We start from the raw sequence: 18740 nt of genomic DNA, 5'->3' as shown, positions 1-18740 counted from the left end.
CGCCCCGCGTCCGGCGCCGTTCCACCGCACCGCTCCCCGCCGAGCCGGAGACTGCCGCGTCCGGCCCCGCAGCACGCGCCCGCCCCGCTCTCCAGAGGACTACACCCATGACGGACCTGCACGACAAGCCCGCACCGGCGCCCTCCCTGCCGCAGGCCGGCCGCACCGGCGGCACGCCGCACGGCGCGGGCGCGCCGGCGCACCCGACGCTCGCGGAGCTGTTCGCCGCGTGGGTGGCCCGCACCCCCGACGCCCCCGCCCTGACCGACGGCAGACGGACCTGGACCTACCGCGAACTCGCCGCGCGCGCCGACCGGCTGGCACGGCACCTGGTGCGCCGGGGAGCGGGTCCGGACCGGGTGGTCGCGCTGGTCCTGCCGCGCTCCATGGAGCTGATCGCCGCGGAACTGGCCGTCGCCCGGGCGGGCGCCGCCTTCCTCCCCGTGGACCCCGCCTACCCCGCCGAGCGCCGGGCGCTGATGCTCGCCGACGCCGCGCCCGCGGTCACCCTGGACGACCCCGAGCGGACCGGCCTGCTGCTCACCGGGACCGACGGCGCGGACGGCTTCCGGGCCACCGGTGCCGGGGACCCCGGCGCGGCCGGTGCCGACCACGCGGCCTACGTCATCTACACGTCCGGCTCCACCGGGACCCCCAAGGGCGTGACGGTCACCCACCGCGGCCTGAGCGGCTTCACCGCGGCCGCCGCCGAGCGCTACACCGTCGGCCCCGGCGACCGGGTGCTCCAGTTCTCCTCGCCCAGCTTCGACGCCTCCGTGCTGGAGCTGTGCATCTCGGTGCTGTCCGGCGCCACGCTGGTCGTGCCGCCGCGGGGCCCGTGGCTCGGCGACGAACTCGCCGCCGTACTGGAGGAGCAGCGCATCACCCACGCGCTCATCCCGCCGGCCGCGCTGGCCACCCTGCCCGACCCGCGGGAGGGGACCGCACGCCACCTGCGCACCCTGATCGTGGGCGCCGAGGCATGCCCGGCCGCGCTGGTCGACCGCTGGGCGCCCGGCCGCCGGATGATCAACTCCTACGGCCCGACCGAAGCCACCATCGTCGCCACCTGGACCGCGCCGCTCACCGCGGGCCGCGGCACCCCCACCATCGGCGCAGCCCTGCCGCACACCCGGGTGTACGTCCTGGACGCCGCGATGCGCCCGGTGCCGCCCGGTGCGGAGGGCGAGCTGTTCGTGGGCGGCGACGCGGTGGCCCGCGGCTACCTGGGCCGCCCCGGCCTGACCGCCGCGCGCTTCGTGGCCGACCCCTTCGACCCGTCCGGCGCCCGGCTGTACCGCACCGGCGACCGGGCCCGGTGGACCGCCGACGGGGAACTGGAGTACCTGGGCCGCCTGGACCGCCAGGTGAAGATCCGCGGCTTCCGGGTCGAACCGGGCGAGATCGAGACGGCCCTGCGCCGCGCCGGCGCCGACGCGGTCGGCGAGGCCGTGGTCGTGGTCCGCGAGGACGAGCCCGGCCACCGCCGCCTGGTCGGCTACGTCACCCCGGCCGGCTCCGGCGCCGACGCGGGCGGACCCGGCCGCGCCCCCGACCCGGCCGCCCTGCGCACCGCCCTCGCCGCGGTGCTCCCCGCCCACATGGTGCCGGCCGCGATCGTGGTCCTGGACCGGATGCCGCTCACCCCGCAGCACAAGATCGACCGGCGGGCGCTGCCCGCCCCGGAACGGGTGTCCACGGCCGGCCGGGTGCCGCCGCGCACGCCCCGGGAACGGGCCCTCGCCGCGATCTGGGCGGAGGTCCTGGGCGACGACGCCGTCGGGGTCACGGACGACTTCTTCGACCTGGGCGGCGACTCCATCCTCGCCGCCCGGACCCTGTCCCGGATCCGGGACGAGTTCGGCGCACGGCTGACGGTCCGCGACGTGTTCACGGCACGTACGGTCGCCGCCCTGGCCGAGCTGCTCGGCGACCCCGGCGACGCCACCCCGGACGAGCCCGTCGCACCCGCCCCGCGGACGGGACCGCTCCCGCTGTCCAGCGCGCAGCGGCGGCTGTGGTTCCTGGACGACCTGACCGCAGGCGGCACCGAGTACAACACCGGCGTGTCGCTGCGGCTGCGCGGCACCCTCGACGAGGACGCGCTGGGCCGGGCCCTGCACCGGCTCGCGGCCCGCCACGACACGCTGCGCACCACGTTCCCCACGGTCGACGGCGAGGCCGTCCAGCACGTCGCCGCCGAACCCGACCTGCCGCTGCGCACGGCCGACCTCGGGGACGTGCCCGCGCCGCGCCCGGCCGCGGCCGCCGAGGACCTGCTCACCGAGGAACTGAGCCGCCCCTACGACCTGACGGCCGGCCCGCTCACCCGCGCCCTGCTGGTCCGCCTGGCCGCCGAGGACCACCTGCTGCTGCTGGCCCAGCACCACATCGTCACCGACGGCTGGTCGGTGGGCGTCCTCACCCGCGAACTCGCCGCCCTCTACCACGCGGAGGCCACCGGCACGCCCGACGGCCTGCCCCGGCCCGCCGTGCAGTACCCCGACTTCGCGGTGTGGGAACTCGGACACCGCCACGCCGGCACCGACGCCGACGACCTGGCCTACTGGGAGCGGCACCTCAGCGGGATCCAGCACCTGGACCTGCCCACCGACCGGCCGCGCCCGGCGGTGCGCACCACCTCCGGCGCGGCCCACCGGCACCACCTGCCCGCGCCGCTGGTGACCCGGCTGCGGCACCTGGCCGCCGGGCGCGGCACGACCCTGTTCACCCTGTTCGCGGGGGCCTCCGCGCTGCTGTTCTCCCGGTACTCCGGCCAGCGGGACGTGGCGTTCGGCACCGTCACCAACGGCCGCGCGCGCCGCGAGCTGGAGGACGTGCCCGGCTTCTTCGCCAACACCGTGGTGCTGCGCACCGACGTGGACGAGCGCAGAAGCGTCGACCGCTTCGTGGAGGACGTGCGCACCACCGTCCTCGACGCCTTCTCCCACGACGGCGTGCCGTTCGACCGGGTGGTGGAGGAGCTGGCACCGCCCCGGGACCCCAGCCGCACCCCGCTGGTGCAGGCGCTCGTCGTCCAGCAGACCCCCCTCGGGGTGCCGCCGACCGCCGCCGGCCTGCGCCTGGAGGAGCACCCGCTGCCCCGGCCCGCCGCCCGGTTCGACCTCGTGCTGGAGTTCACCCCGGACGCGGACGGCGGCTGCGCGCTGACCGTCGAGTTCAACACCGACCTGTTCGAGGCGGCCACCGTGGCCCGTCTGACCGGCCACCTGCACCGCCTCCTGGAGGGCATGGCGGACGGCCCCGGCCGCCCCCTGGCCGAACTGCCCATGCTGTCCCCGGCGGAGCAGCGCGCGCTGGTGGACGCCGGGAACCCGCCCGCCCGCCGCGGCCGGGACACCGCGGCCGCCACACTGCCCGCGCTGTTCCGGGCCCAGGCCGCCCGCACCCCCGACCGGACGGCCGTCGTCTGCGGGGACGTCCGGCTGGACTACGCCGAGGTGGCCCGGCGCGCCAACCGCCTGGCCCGGCAGTTCGCGGCACGCGGAGCGGGCCCGGAGACCCTGGTCGCCCTGTGCCTGCCGCGCACCGCCGACCTCCTGCCCGCGCTGTGGGCGGTGCTCACCGCGGGCGCGGCCTACCTGCCGGTGGACCCGGCCTACCCGGCCGAGCGGATCCGCCTCATGCTCGCCGACGCCCGGCCCGCCCTCGTCGTCGCCACCCGGGACACCGCCTCCGCCCTGCCCGCCGACTGCACCCCGCTGCTCCTGGAGGACTGCGCCGCCCCCGGCACGCCCGACACCGACCTCACCGACGCCGACCGCCTGCGGCCGCTGCTCCCGGACCACCCCGCCTACGTGATCCACACCTCGGGATCCACCGGGCGTCCCAAGGGTGTCCTGGTCACCCACCGCAGCGTCGCCGCGCTCGCCGCCTGGGCCGGGGAGCACTTCCCGTCCGCCGGCCCGGACCGCCCGGTGATCGCCTCGACCTCCCTCAACTTCGACGTCTCGGTCTTCGAGCTGCTGTGCCCGCTGGTGACCGGGGGCACCGTCGAGGTCGTCGCCGACCTGCCGGCCCTCGCCGACACCCCGGGACGGCAGGCCGGACTGCTCAGCGGGGTGCCGTCCGTCGTCTCCCGCCTCGTCGCGGGCGGCACGGCACCGCTCACCGCGGACACCGTCGTCCTGGCCGGCGAGGCCCTGCCCGCGCAGACGCTGCACGACGTGCGCGCCGCCCTGCCCGGATGCCGGGTCGCCAACCTCTACGGCCCCACCGAGGCCACCGTGTACGCCACCGCCTGGTTCGCCGGCGATCCGCTGCCCGAGCAGGCCCCGCCCATCGGCGGTCCGGTCGCGCTCACCCGCGCCTACGTCCTGGACCGCGCCCTGCGGCCCCAGCCGCACGGGGTGACCGGCGAGCTGTACCTCGGCGGCGCCGGACTGGCCCGTGGCTACCTCAACCGGCCGGGCCTGACCGCCTCCCGCTTCGTCGCCGACCCGTACGGCGCGCCGGGGGAGCGCATGTACCGCACCGGCGACCTGGTGCGCCGCCGCGCCGACGGACAGCTGGAGTACATCGGCCGGGCCGACCAGCAGGTCAAGGTCCGCGGCTTCCGGATCGAGCTGGGCGAGGTCGAGGAGGCGCTGCGCCGCTGCCCGGGCGTGGCCGAGGCGGCGGCCACCGTCGCCGAGGACGACGGCCACCGCCGCCTGGTCGGCTACGTCGTCCCGGCCCCCGGGGCGCGGCCGGTGCCCGAGACGGTGCGCCGGGAGATGGGCCGCACGCTGCCCGACTACATGGTCCCGTCGGCCGTCGTCGTGCTGGACGCCCTGCCGCTCAGCCCCAACGGCAAGATGGACCGCGGCCGCCTGCCCGACCCGGGCCCCGCCGTGCGCGCCGTGCGGCACGTCGCCCCGCGCACCCCCACCGAGCGCACCCTCGCCGCGATCTGGGCCGACGTGCTGCACGTGGAGCGGGTCGGCGTCGACGACAACTTCTTCGAGCTCGGCGGCGACTCGATCCTGAGCATCCAGGTGGTGGCCCGCGCCCGGCAGGAGGGCCTGGGCCTGACCTCGCGGGACCTGTACGGGCACCAGACGGTCGCCGCCCTCGCCCGCTGCGCGGACGCCGCCGCCGTCCCGCACGCGGCCGCACCGCAGACCGGGCCGGCCACCGGCGAGGCCCCCCTGACGCCCATCCAGCACTGGCTGTTCGACAGCGCCGGCGAGCGGGCCGGGCACTTCGCCCAGGCGCTGTCCGTCCGGCTGCCCGACGACCTGGACGTGGCGGCGCTCGAGGCCGCGCTGGGCGACCTGGTCGCCCACCACGACGCCCTGCGCTCCCGTTTCGCCACCGACGGCCCGGCCGGTGAGGTCACCTGGTCCGTCCAGGACCGGGCGCCCCGGCCCACGCTCGCCCGGCACACCGGTCCGGACGGGGACACCCCCCACTTCGGCCCCTTCGACCTGTCGGAAGGGCTGCTGCTGCGGGCCGTCCTGCACGACCGCGGCCCCGGCCGGCCCCCCGTGCTGCACATCGCCGTACACCACCTGGTGGTCGACGGCGTCTCCTGGCGGGTGCTGCTGGAGGACCTCGACCGCGCCTACCGGGCCCGCCGCGCCGGCCGGGACGGCCGCAGCGCCCTGCCCCCCAAGTCCTCGCCCCTGCGCGCGTGGGCGCGCCGGCTGAACGCCTACGCGGCGGACGGCGGATTCGACGACGAGCGGGAGTACTGGGCCCGCGCGGTGCCCGCTACCGGCGGCGCCCTGCCCGCCGACCTGCCCGACGGCGCCAACACCTACGCGTCGCAGTGCGCCATCACCGTACGGCTGGACGCGCAGGACACCGCCGCGCTGCTGCGCACGCTGCCCGAGACCTACCGCACCCGGGCCAACGACGTGCTGCTGGGCGCCCTCGGGCGCGCGCTGTGCGCCGGGACCGCGCAGCAGCGGGTGGTGGTCGACGTCGAGGGGCACGGCCGCGAGGAGCTCTTCGCGGAGCTGGACCTCAGCCGCACCGTCGGCTGGTTCACCACCCGCCACCCCGTCGCCCTCGCCGTCCCCCGGGACGCCGGCTGGGACGCCGTGCTGAAGCAGGTCAAGGAGCAGCTGCGCGCCGTACCCCGGCACGGCCTCGGCCACGACGCGCTGCGCCACCTGGCCGGACCGGACGCGGCACCGCGCACCGCCCCCGCCCAGATCAGCTTCAACTACCTGGGCCGGATGGGCCTCGCCGACGGCGCGGACGGCGCAGACGGCCTCTACCGGGGCACCGTACGGCCGCTGGAGCTGGACGCCGACCCGGCCGCCCGGCGCCCGCACGCCCTGGAGGTCGTCGGGCAGCTCGTCGACGACTGCCTGGAGTTCACCTGGTTCTACTCCGACCGGCTGCACCGGCGGGAGACGGTGCAGGCCCTGTCGGAGGGCTACCGGGACGCGCTCGCGGACCTCGCCCGGTACGCCGCCCGGCCCGGCGCCGCCGGCCGCACCCCGTCCGACTTCCCGCTGGCCCGGCTCGACCAGGGCGCGGTGGACCGGATCACCGGCGCCGACCCGGCGGCGGTCGAGGACGTCCTGCCGCTGACGCCGACCCAGGCGGGCATGCTGTTCCACGGCCTGTCCGAGGACGGCCGCGGTGCCTACTTCCAGCAGCTGACCTTCGTCCTGGACGGCGTGCCGGACCCGGAGACGCTCGCCGCGGCCTGGCAACACGTGACCGACCGCACGGACGTGCTGCGCGGCCGGGTCGTCTGGCAGGACGTGCCCGAACCGCTGCTGGTGGTGCAGCGCCGTGCGGCCGTGCCGGTCACCCACCTCGACTGGCGCGGCCTGACCGACGCCGAACGCCGGCAGCGCCTGGACGACGTCCTGGCCCGCGACCGCGCGGACGGCATCGACCTGGGCCGCGCCCCGCTGCAGCGCCTGCTGTTCGCCCGCGTCTCCGGCACCGCGGTGCGCGTGGTGTGGTCCTTCCACCACCTCCTGCTGGACGGCTGGAGCCTGTTCCAGGTGCTGTCCGACGTGTTCGCCTGCCACGCCGCCGCGGACCCGCGGGCCGTACCGGAGCGCCCGCCGTACCGCGACTACGTCGCCTGGCTGCGCGCACGCGACACCGCCGAGGCCGAACGGCACTGGCGGCGGCGCCTGTCGGGCCTCACCGAGGCCACCCCCCTGCCGTACGACCGGGAGCCGCGCGAGAGCCACCGCGCCGAGTCCACGCACGCCGTCCGGGTCACCGTCCCCGCGGGCACCACCCGGGCCCTGGAGGAGCTGGCGCGCGGCGCCGGCCTCACCCTGAACACCCTGGTGCAGGGCGCCTGGGCGATGCTGCTGGCCCGTCAGGCCGGCCGCGACGAGGTGGTGTTCGGCACGACGGTGTCCGGCCGGCCGCCCGAGCTGCCCGGCGCCGACGCCATGACCGGCCTGTTCATCACCACCCTGCCCACCCGGGTCACCGTGCCCGCCCACGGCACCCTGCTCGACTGGCTGCGCACCCTCCAGCGCGAGCAGAGCGAGGACCGGCGCTTCGACCACACGCCGCTCACCCGGATGCGCTCCTTCACCGATCTCCCCGAGCGCACCGGCCTGTTCGACAGCATCGTCGTCTTCGAGAACTACCCGGTGGACGACGACAGCGCCGCCGCGCACGGGCTGCGCCTGAGCGACCTCGACGGCGTGGAGACCACCAACTACCCGCTCAGTCTCACCGCCTACCCGGGTCCCGAGCTGGCCCTGCGCATCGGCTACGACCCGCAGCTGTTCGACGCCGCCACCGCCGAGCGGACCGCCGAGTACCTGACCGTCCTGCTCGCGGGCATGGCCTCCGGTCCCGGACTGCCGCCCGCCCGGGTGCCGCTGCTCACCCCCGGCTGCCGCGAACAGGTGCTGCACGCCTGGAACGACACGCGCACCGAGCTGCCGGACACCACGGTGGCCGCGCTGTTCGCCGCCCAGGCCGCCCGCACCCCCGACGCCGTGGCCCTGGAGGCCGGCGGGGAACGCGTCAGCTACCGCGAACTGGACGACGGGTCGGCCCGGCTGGCCGCCCGGCTGGCCGGGCTCGGCGTCGGGCCGGAACGACCGGTCGCCGTGCTGATGGACCGCTCCGTGCACCTGGTCGTCGCCCAGCTGGCCCTCGCCCGCACCGGCGGGGTGTACGTGCCGCTGGACGGCCGGGCACCGCGCGAGCGGTTGCACCGGATCCTCACCGAGGCCGGAGCGCGGCTGCTGCTCACCGACGCGGCCTGGGAGGAGACGGCCCGCGGACTCCTGCCGGGCGACGGCGTCCTGCGCGCCGACGCACCCTCGGCGGCCGGCACCGCACCCCCCGACGCGGCCCCCGCCGACGCGGTCCACCCCGACCACGTCCAGTACCTGATGTTCACCTCGGGCTCCACCGGCGTCCCCAAGGGCGTCGCGGTCCGCCAGCGGGACGTCGTCGCCCTCGCGCTGGACCGGGCCTTCGCCGGGCACGACCGGGTGCTCGTGCACTCCCCGCACGCCTTCGACGCCGCCACCTACGAGGTCTGGGTGCCGCTGCTGCGCGGCGGCACCGCCGTCCTCGCCCCGCCGGCCGACCTGGACGCCGCCGCGGTGCGCCGCGCCGTCGGCGAGCAGGGCGTGCGCTGCCTGTGGCTGACCGCGGGTCTGTTCCGGCTGCTCGCCCAGGAGGACCCCGGCTGCCTGCGCGGCGCCCGCGAGGTGTGGACGGGCGGTGAGGCGGTGCCGGGCGCCGTCGTGCGCCGGGTGCTGGACGCCTGCCCCGGCCTGACCGTCGTCGACGGCTACGGCCCCACCGAGACCACCACGTTCGCCACCCGGCGCGTCTTCCGCGCCGGCGACCCGCTGCCCGCGGTGCTGCCCATCGGCCGCCCGCTGGACAACACGCGCGTCTACGTCCTGGACGCCGCGCTCCAGCCGCAGCCGCCGGGCGTACCCGGCGAGCTGTACATCGCCGGCGCCGGGCTGGCCCGGGGGTACGCGGGCCGGCCGGGGGCCACCGCCGCCCGGTACGTCGCCGACCCGTTCGGCCCGCCCGGGGAGCGGATGTACCGCACCGGCGACATCGTGCGCTGGAGCGCCGACGGGGAACTGCACTTCGTCGGGCGCGCGGACGACCAGATCAAGATCCGCGGCTTCCGGGTCGAGCCCGCCGAGATCGAGGCCCGCCTCACCGGCCACCCGGCCGTCGCCGAGGCCGTCGTCTCCCTCTACCAGGACGGCGGACGCAAGCGGCTCGCCGCGCACCTCGTGCCGGCCGGCGGCGCCACGATGCCGCCCGCCGCCGAACTGCGCGCCCACCTGGCGGCCGGGCTGCCCGACTACATGCTGCCCGCCGCCTTCGTGGCCGTGCCCGAACTGCCGCTCACCGGCAACGGCAAGGTCGACCGGCGGCGGCTGCCCGCCCCCGACTGGTCGGCCGGGGCCCAGCAGGCCCACCGGGCGCCGCGCACCGAGGCCGAACGGCTGCTCGCCGGTATCTGGGCCGAGCTGCTCGGCGTGGAACGCGTCGGCCTGGACGACAACTTCTTCATGCTGGGCGGCGACTCGATCCTCAGCATCCAGGTGGTCTCCCGGGCCCGGGCCGCGGGCATCGCCCTCACCCCGCGCGACCTGTTCAAGCACCCCACCGTGGCCGAGCTGGCCGCCGCGGGCGGTGCCGCGTCCGCCGTCGCCGGCACCGAACCGGTCAGCGGCGCGAGCGAACTCACCCCCATCCAGCACTGGTTCCTCGACCCGCAGCCCGAACACGCCGCCTTCTTCGACCAGTGCGTGGTCGTCGAGGCCGCCGGACCGGTGGACGAGGACGCCCTGCGCCGCGCCCTCGCCGCCCTGTGGACCCACCACGACGCCCTGCGCGCCCGGTTCACCCGCGACGCCGACGGCACCTGGCACCAGGAGGTGCCGCCCGCCGACGGCCCGGTCCCCGAGCTGCTGACGGTCCACGGCCCGCAGGAGGAGGAGCAGGTCACGGCCGCGGCCCACGCCGGCTTCCGGCTGGACACCGGCCCGCTGCTCACCGCCCGCCTGTTCACCGCCGACGGCACCCGGCCCGCCCGGCTGCTGCTGGTCGTCCACCACCTCGTGGTCGACGGCGTCTCCTGGCGGATCCTGCTGGAGGACCTGGAGACCGCCTACCGGCAGGCCGTGACCCGGGAGCCCGTACGGCTGCCCGCCCGCACCACCTCCGTCCGGGAGTGGGCCCGCAGACTCCGCGACCGCGCCGGCACCTTCGCGAGCCGGCGCGACCACTGGGCCGAGGCGGCCCGGGCCTGCGCCGTCCCGCTGCCGGTGGACGGCCCCGGCACCACCACCGCGGCCGACGTCCGCGAGGTCACCGTACGGCTGGACCGGGAGCGCACCGACAGCCTGCTGCGCACGGTCCCCGGCCTCTACCGCACCCGCATCGACGACGTCCTGCTCACCGCGCTCGGCCGGGTCCTCGCCGACTGGACCGGACGGGACACCGTCGCCGTCGGCCTGGAGGGCCACGGCCGCGAGGACGCGCTCTTCGACGACGTCGACCTCTCCCGCACGGTCGGCTGGTTCACCTCCCTCTTCCCGGTCGCCCTGCACGTCCCGGCGGGGGACTGGGGCACCGCCCTGAAGGCGGTGAAGGAGCAGCTGCGCGCCGTCCCCGACCGGGGCCTCGGCTACGGCGTGCTGCGCCACCTCGCCCGCGACGAGGCGCTGACCGGCACCCCGATGCCCGGCATCAGCTTCAACTACCTGGGCCGCTTCGACTGGTCGCCCGGCGGCGGCACCCTGGTCGGCGCGGTGCCCGGCGGACTCGGCGGCGCGGAGGCACCCGGCACCGAACGGCCGCACCTGCTGGACGTCGTCGCCCGCGTCGAGGACGACGAACTGGAGATCACCTGGTACTACGGCGCCGGACGGCACCGCGAGGACACCGTCACCGCCCTCGCCGAAGGCATGCTCCGGGCGCTCGGCGACATCCTGGCCCACTGCGCGCGCCCGGACGCGGGCGGCCGGACCCCGTCCGACTTCCCGCTGGCCCGCCTGGACCAGGCGGCGGTCGACCGGATCGCCGGCGACGGGCGCGAGGTGGCGGACGTGCTGCCGCTGACCCCGATGCAGGCGGGCATGCTCTTCCACAGCCTGCTCGACCCGGACGGCCGCACCTACGTCAACCAGGTCCAGCTGGTGCTGTCGGGCGTCACCGACCCGCGGGCCCTCGCCGAGGCCTGGCAGCACACCGCGGACGCCAACCCCGTCCTGCGCACCGGCCTGGTCTGGCAGGAGACCGCCGAACCGCTCCAGGTCGTCCGGCACCGGGCCACCGTGCCCGTCACCCACCACGACTGGACCGGCCGGCCCGCCGACATGTGCGCGCCCGACCTCGAACGGCTGCTGGCCGAGGACCGGCAGCGGGGCATCGACCTGGGCACCGCGCCCCTGATGCGGCTGACCTTCATCCGGCTGTCCGCCGACCGCGTCCGCATGGTGTGGACGTTCCACCACGTGCTGCTCGACGGCTGGAGCGCCGCCCAGGTCTTCGACGAGGTGTGCGAGCGGTACGCGGCCCTGACCACCGGGCGCCGCCCGCAGGTGCCGCAGCGCAGGCCCTTCGCCGACTACCTGCGCCATCTGGCCGGGCAGGACACCGGCCGGGCGGAGCGGTACTGGCGCGAGACGCTCGCCGGCTTCCCGGCCCCCACCGAGCTGCCCCGCGACCGGCGGTCCACCGAGGCCCACCGCAGCGCCTCCTCCGGCTCGGTGCGGGTGACCCTCGGCCGGGACGTCTCCGCCCGGCTGCGGGAGACGGCCCAGACCGCCGGGCTGACCGTCAACACCGTCCTCCAGGGCGCCTGGGCGCTGCTGCTGTCCCGTTACGGCGGCGGGGACGACGTGGTGTTCGGCACGACCGTCTCCGGGCGGCCCGCCGACCTGCCGGGCGTCACCTCGATGGTCGGCCTGTTCATCAACACCCTGCCCACCCGGGCCCGCGTCGACGGCCGGCGCCCGCTGCTGGACTGGCTGCGCGAGCTCCAGGCCGCCCAGTCGGAGGCCCGGCGCCACGACTTCGTCTCGCTGGCCCAGGTGCAGTCCTGGAGCGAGGTGCCCGGCGGGACCAACCTGTTCGACTCCATCGTCGTGTTCGAGAACTACCCCTTCGACGAGGGGTCGCTGGCCCGCCACGGCCTGGCCATGGAGCAGGAACGGGACCTGGAGCCGACGAACTACCCGCTCAGCGTGGTCGTCGCACCCGGCGACCGGCTCGCCGTCAACCTCGACTACGACCCGGCCGCGTTCGACGCCGCGACGGTGGAGGCGCTCGGCGAGAGCCTGCGCACCCTGCTCACCGCGATGGCGGCCGACCCGGACCGCCGCCTCGCCGACCTGCCGCTGCTGGACCCTGCCCAGGGCCGCGACCTGGTCGCCCGGTTCGGCGGGACCGGGGCACGGGCACCGCGCGACACGCTGCCGGAGGCGTTTCGCCGGCAGGCGCTGCGCACGCCCGGCGCCACGGCCGTGCGCAGCGGCGGCGACAGCCTGACCTACCGCGAACTCGACGCCCGTTCCAACCGGCTGGCGCGGCTGCTGGTGGCGGCCGGCGCCGGGCCCGAGCGCTTCGTCGCGCTGTGCCTGCCCCGCACCGCCGACCTCGTGGTGGCGCTGCTGGCGGTGCTCAAGAGCGGCGCCGCCTACCTCCCGGTCGACCCGCAGTACCCGGCCGAGCGCGTCGCGTTCCTGTTCGAGGACGTACGGCCGGACGCCGTGATCACCACCGCCGCGACCGCCGGCCGGCTGCCCGACGGCCCCTTCACACGCATCCTGCTGGACGAGGACCCCGCCGCCGGCCGGCCCGACACGCCCGTCGGCGACGACGAGCGGCACACCGCCCTGCTGCCCGGCCACCCGGCCTACGTCATCCACACCTCCGGCTCCACCGGCCGCCCCAAGGGCGTCGTCGTCAGCCACGCCTCGGTGCTGGCGCTGGCCGACTGGGCCGCCGCCGAGTTCGCCGGCCCGTCCCTGGCGCACGTGGTGGCCTCCACCTCGCTCAACTTCGACGTGTCGGTGTTCGAGATCTTCTCGCCGCTGCTGTCCGGCGGCTGCGTGGAGATCGTCCGCGACCTGCTCGCGCTGGCCGAGCGCCCCGGCCCCTGGCGGGCCGGACTGCTCAGCGCCGTACCCTCGGCGCTGGACCGGCTGCTGGCCGAGGACGCCGTGCACGTCACCGCGGACACGGTCGTCCTCGCGGGGGAGGGGCTACCCGCCCGCACCGTGCGCCGGGTCCGCGAGGCGATCCCCGGCTGCCGGGTCATGAACATCTACGGCCCCACCGAGGCCACCGTCTACGCCACCGCGTTCACCTGCGACCCCGCCGACCCCGACCGCGACCCGCCGATCGGCCGCCCGCTCGGCGGCGCCCGTGCCTACGTGCTCGACCGGTCGATGCGCCCGGTCCCCATCGGCGCGCCCGGCGAGCTGTACCTGGCCGGAACCGGCGTGGCCCGCGGCTACCTGCGCCGCCCCGGCCTGACCGCCGCCCGCTTCCTGCCCGACCCGTTCGGGCCGCCCGGCACCCGCATGTACCGCACCGGCGACCTGGTCCGCTGGAGCGCCGACGGCGACCTCGTCTACCTCGGGCGCGGCGACGACCAGGTGAAGGTGCGCGGCTTCCGCATCGAACTCGGCGAGGTCGAGGCCGCGCTGGCCCGGCACCCGGCCGTGGCCGCGGCGGCGGCCCGGGTGGTGGACCACGCCGGCCACCGCCGGCTGGTCGGCTATGCGGTGCCCCGCGCCTCCGGCCTGCCCGACCCCGCGGAGCTGCGCGCCTTCTTCGCCCGCAGCCTCCCCGACCACCTGGTCCCCGCCCTCGTCGTACCGTTGGAGCGGCTCCCGCTGGGCGCCACCGGCAAACTGGACCGGCGGGCGCTGCCCGACCCCGAGTGGAGCGCGTCCGCCGGCGGCACGGCCGGGCGCGAGCCGCGCACCGAGGCCGAGCGGATCCTCGCGGCGATCTGGTGCGAGGTGCTGGGCGTGCCCGCAGCAGGCCCGGACGACAACTACTTCACCCTGGGCGGCGACTCCGTCCTCGGCATCCAGATCGTCTCGGCCGCCCGCCGGGCCGGTCTCGCCCTCACCCCCCGCCACCTGTTCACCCACCAGACCCTCGCCGACCTCGCGGCGGCCGCGGAGTCCGCCGCGGCGCCCACCGCCGCCACCGAGGCCGAGCCGGTGACCGGCGACGCCCCGCTCACCCCCGTACAGCACTGGCTGTTCGACACCCTGGACGGCGACCCGGCCCACTTCAGCCAGACCGTCTCCTACGAGCTGGCCGCGGACCCCGACGAGGACCTGCTGCGGGCCGCGCTGGCCGCCGTACTCGACCACCACGACGCGCTCCGGCTGCGCTTCGGGCCGGACGGGGACGGCCGCCGCCGGCAGCACGGCACCGCGCCCGGCGACACCCCCGTGCACCTGGAGGTCCACGCCGGCCCCGCCGGACCCGAGGTGGCCGACGCGCTCGGCGCCGGCTTCGACCTGGCACACGGGCCGCTGCTGCGCGCCGCGCTGTGCCGCCCCGGCGGCGACGCGCGCCCGGTGCTGCTGCTGTCCGCCCACCACCTGGTCGTCGACGCCGTGTCCTGGCAGCTGCTGCTGGAGGACCTGGACACCGCCCACCGCGCCCTGAGCAGCGGCGAGCGGCCCGATCTCGGGGCGAAGAGCACCTCCTTCCGGACCTGGGCCCGGCGGCTGGCCGCGCACACCGCGGCGGGCGGCTTCGACGGCGAACTCGCCCACTGGAGCGCCCTGGACACCGGGCCCGCCCTGCCGGCCGACCACCCCGGCGGCGCCAACACCACCGCCGCCGAGGAGACGGTGACCGTCCGGCTCGGCGCCGAGGAGACCCGCCGGCTCCTCCAGGACGTGCCGGACGTGTACCGCACCCGGGTCAACGACGTCCTGCTCACCGCGCTGGGCCGGGTCCTGGCCCGCTGGACGGGGCGGGACCGGGTGGCGGTGACCCTCGAAGGACACGGCCGCGAGGACCTGTTCGAGGGTACCGACCTCGTCCGCACCGTCGGCTGGTTCACCACCATGTACCCGGTCGTCCTGGACGTCCCCCGGGACGCGGACACCGGCACCGTGCTGAAGTCCGTCAAGGAGAACCTGCGCGCCGTACCCCACGGCGGACTGGGCTACGGGGCCCTGCGCCACCTGCACCCGGGCGCCGGCCGGGAGCTGCCCGCACTGCCGCAGATCTGCTTCAACTACCTCGGCCGGCAGGACCGGAAGCCCACGCCGGGCGGCCTGCTGCACGCCCCGCACGGCGGCCTCACCGGCGGCATGGACCGCGCGGCCCGGCGGCCGTACCTCCTGGACGTGCTGGGGCGGGTCACCGACGGGCGGCTGGAGTTCACCTGGTCGTACTCCGGCGAGGTGCACCGCCGCGAGACCGTGGCCCGCCTGGCGGCCGAGCTGACCGAAGAACTCCGCGCGATCGAGCGCCACTGCGCCGCACCCGGCGCCGGCGGCCGCACCCCCTCCGACTTCCCGCTGGCCGGCCTGGACCAGGCCGCCGTCGACCGGCTGGTCGGCACCGGGAGGGACGTCGTGGACGTGTACCCGCTCACGCCCACCCAGACCGGCATGGTGATGCACGGGCTGGACGAGGCCGAACACGGCCTGTACGTCGAGCAGATCACCTTCGTCGCCGACGGCGCCCGCGACCCGGGGCTGCTGGCCGACGCCTGGCGGTACGTCGTCGCGTGCACCCCGGTCCTGCGCACCTCCGTCGCCCTGACCGACGTGCCCGTACCGCTGCAACTCGTCCACCGCGAGGTCACCCTGCCGGTCACCGAGCACGACTGGAGCACGCTGCCGGCCGACCGGCACCAGGGCGAGCTGGAACGGCTGCTCGCCGACGAGCGGGCCCGCGGCCTCGCCCTGGACCGGGCCGCGCTGCTGCGGCTGGCGCTGGTCCGGCTCGGACCGGACGCGGTGCGGGTCGTGTGGACCTTCCACCACGTCCTGCTGGACGGCTGGAGCGTCTTCCACGTGCTGTCCGACGTCATGGCCGCGCACGCCGCGCTGGCCGGCGGCGAGCAGCCGCGGTTGCCCGAGCGCCGGCCGTTCGCCGACTACGCCGCCTGGCTGGCCGGCCGCGACACCGGCCCGGCCGTGGAGCACTGGCGCACCGTCCTGGGCGGCCTGACCGGCCCGACCCCGCTGCCGTACGACCGCAGGCCCGCACCCGGTGCCGCGGCCCGCTCCGGCACCTGGCTGTCGCAGCGGATCGGCGCCGGACGCACGCGGCGGCTGGCCGAGTTCGCCCGCCGCCACCGCCTCACCCTCAACACGCTGGTGCAGGGCGCCTGGGCGCTGCTGCTGGCCCGGTGGAGCGGGCAGGACGAGGTCTGCTTCGGCACCACCGTGTCCGGCCGCCCCGCCGACCTGCCCGGCGCCGACACCATCACCGGCCTGTTCATCACCACCCTGCCCGCCCGGATCGGCGTCGACGGCGGCACCCCGTGCGCCGACTGGCTGCGGGCCGTGCAGGAGGCCCGCGCCGAGGACCGCCGGCACGACCACGTGCCCCTCAACGAGCTGCACGCCCTGACCGGGCTGCCGTCGGGGACCGCCCTGTTCGACAGCCTGCTGGTGTTCGAGAACTACCCGGTCGGGGACGCGACGGCCGGTGCGCACGGTCTGACCGTGCGGGACCTGGACGCCCGGGAGGCCACCAACTACCCGCTCACCGTCGTCGTCTCGCCGGGGGACGACCTCGCCGTCGAACTCGGCTACGACCCCCGGTACTTCGACGAGGCCACCGCCGAGTCGCTGGCCGGGCAGCTGCTGCACGCCCTGGACGCCCTGGCCGGCACGGACGGCACCGTCCCCCTCGACGCCGTCGACGTGCTGCCGCCCGCGCTGCGGCACCGGCTGCTGCACGGGCCGGCCCGCCCGGAGCTCGGCCCGGTGCCGCCCGCCACCCTGCCCGCCCTCGTCGAGGCCGCCGTCGACCGGTGGCCCCACGCCCCCGCGCTCGCCGCACCGGGCACGCTGCTCAGTTACGCCGAGGCAGAGACGCGGGCCAACCGGCTGGCGCACCGGCTCATCGCCCGCGGCGCCGGACCCGGTGGCCTGGTCGCCCTGCTGCTGCCCCGCTCGGCGGACATGGTGCTCGCCCAGCTGGCCGTGGCGAAGACGGGCGCCGCGTTCCTGCCCGTCGACCCCGCCTACCCGGAGGAGCGGACCGCCCTGATGCTGCGCGACGCGGCCCCCGCCCTCACCCTCGACGCGAAAGAGGTCGCCGACCTGCTCGCCGCACCGCCGGACGGCGTGCCCGGCCACCGGCCCACCGACGCGGACCGCACCCGGCCGCTCGACCTGGACGACCCGGCCTACGTCATCTACACCTCCGGCTCCACCGGCACCCCCAAGGGAGTCGTCGTCACCCACCGCGGCCTGGCCGCCTTCGCCGCCGCCGAGGCGGCCCACTACCAGGTCACGGCGGGCGACCGGGTGCTGGCCTTCGCCACGCCCAGCTTCGACGCCTCCGTGCTCGAACTGTGCATGTCGCTGCCGCACGGCGCCCGGCTCGTCGTCCCCCCGCCCGGCCCGCTGCTCGGCAGCCACCTGGCCGGCGTGCTCCGCGACGAGCGCATCACCCACACCCTGCTGCCCCCGGCCGCCCTGGCCACCCTGCCGCCCGACACGCCCGGCACGCTGCCGGACCTGAAGACGCTGACCGTCGGCGCCGACGCCTGCGGCCCGGAACTCGTCGCCCGCTGGGCACCGCACCACCGCATGGTCAACTCCTACGGGCCCACCGAGGCCACCGTCGTCGCCACCTGGTCCGCCCCGCTGCGGCCGGACGGCGCGGCCCCGCCCATCGGCCGCCCGCTGCCCGCCACCGGCGCCTACGTCCTCGACGCCCGGCTGCGGCCGGTCCCCGACGGCGTCCCCGGCGAACTGTGGCTCAGCGGACCGGCCCTGGCCCGCGGCTACCTCGGCCGGCCCGGGCTGACCGCGGCCCGGTTCGTCGCCGACCCGTTCGGTCCGCCCGGCACCCGCATGTACCGCACCGGCGACCTGGTGCGCCGCGACGCCCACGGCGAACTGCACTACCTGGGCCGCACCGACCACCAGCTCAAGCTGCACGGCCACCGCATCGAGGCGGGCGAGGTCGAGGCGGTCCTCGCACGGCACCCGGGCGTCCTGGACGCCGTGGTGAGCGTGCGCGAGGACGAGCCGGGCCTGCCCCGCCTGGTCGCCCACCTGCTCACCGCGCCCGGCGCCGAACCGCCCACCGCGGCGGACCTGCGCGCCCTGGCCGCCCGCTCGCTGCCCGGCTACATGGTCCCCTCGGCTTTCGTGCCGATGGACCGCTTCCCGCTGACCGAGAACGGCAAGACCGACCGGGCCGCGCTGCCCGCCCCGGCCCCCGACGCCGCCGGGGAACGCGAGCGGGCCGGCGAGCGGGCCGCGTACGTGGCACCGCGCACCCCCACCGAGGAGGCGGTGGCCGGGATCTGGGAGGAGACCCTGAACCAGAGCGTCGGCGCCGAGGACGACTACTTCCTGCTGGGCGGCGACTCCCTGCGCGCCCTGCTCATCGCCTCCCGCGCCAACGACGTGTTCGGCGTCACGCTCACCCCCCGCGACGTGCTGGTCGCGCGGACCGTGGCCGCCCTCGCCGAGCGCGTGGAGGAGCAGGTGCTGAGCGAACTGGAAGCCGCGGCACTCGCGGGCCACGACGAAGACGCCGCGCACGGCGGCCCCGACCACGACGAACGGTGAGGA

At 77.0% G+C, this 18740-nt stretch carries 1 protein-coding gene; it reads left to right on the top strand.

Annotation, left to right across the window (positions count from 1 at the left end; genetic code table 11):
• Window positions 1-107 precede the first annotated feature (107 nt).
• Window positions 108-18737, top strand: a complete 18630-nt coding sequence (locus ACZ5CZ_RS22555) for a non-ribosomal peptide synthetase (protein WP_468945395.1) — start codon at window positions 108-110, stop codon at window positions 18735-18737.
• Window positions 18738-18740 lie beyond the last annotated feature (3 nt).

It is taken from the genome of Streptomyces sp. NPDC031418, assembly GCF_055581605.1.
Note: the sequence above shows the minus strand (reverse complement) of the source record. Positions and strands in the feature narration are given on the sequence as shown.

Bases quoted from the DNA above. Each gene is read 5' to 3' on its own strand.
- ACZ5CZ_RS22555 (WP_468945395.1), top strand. From the start codon at position 108: ATGACGGACCTGCACGACAAGCCCGCACCGGCGCCCTCCCTGCCGCAG.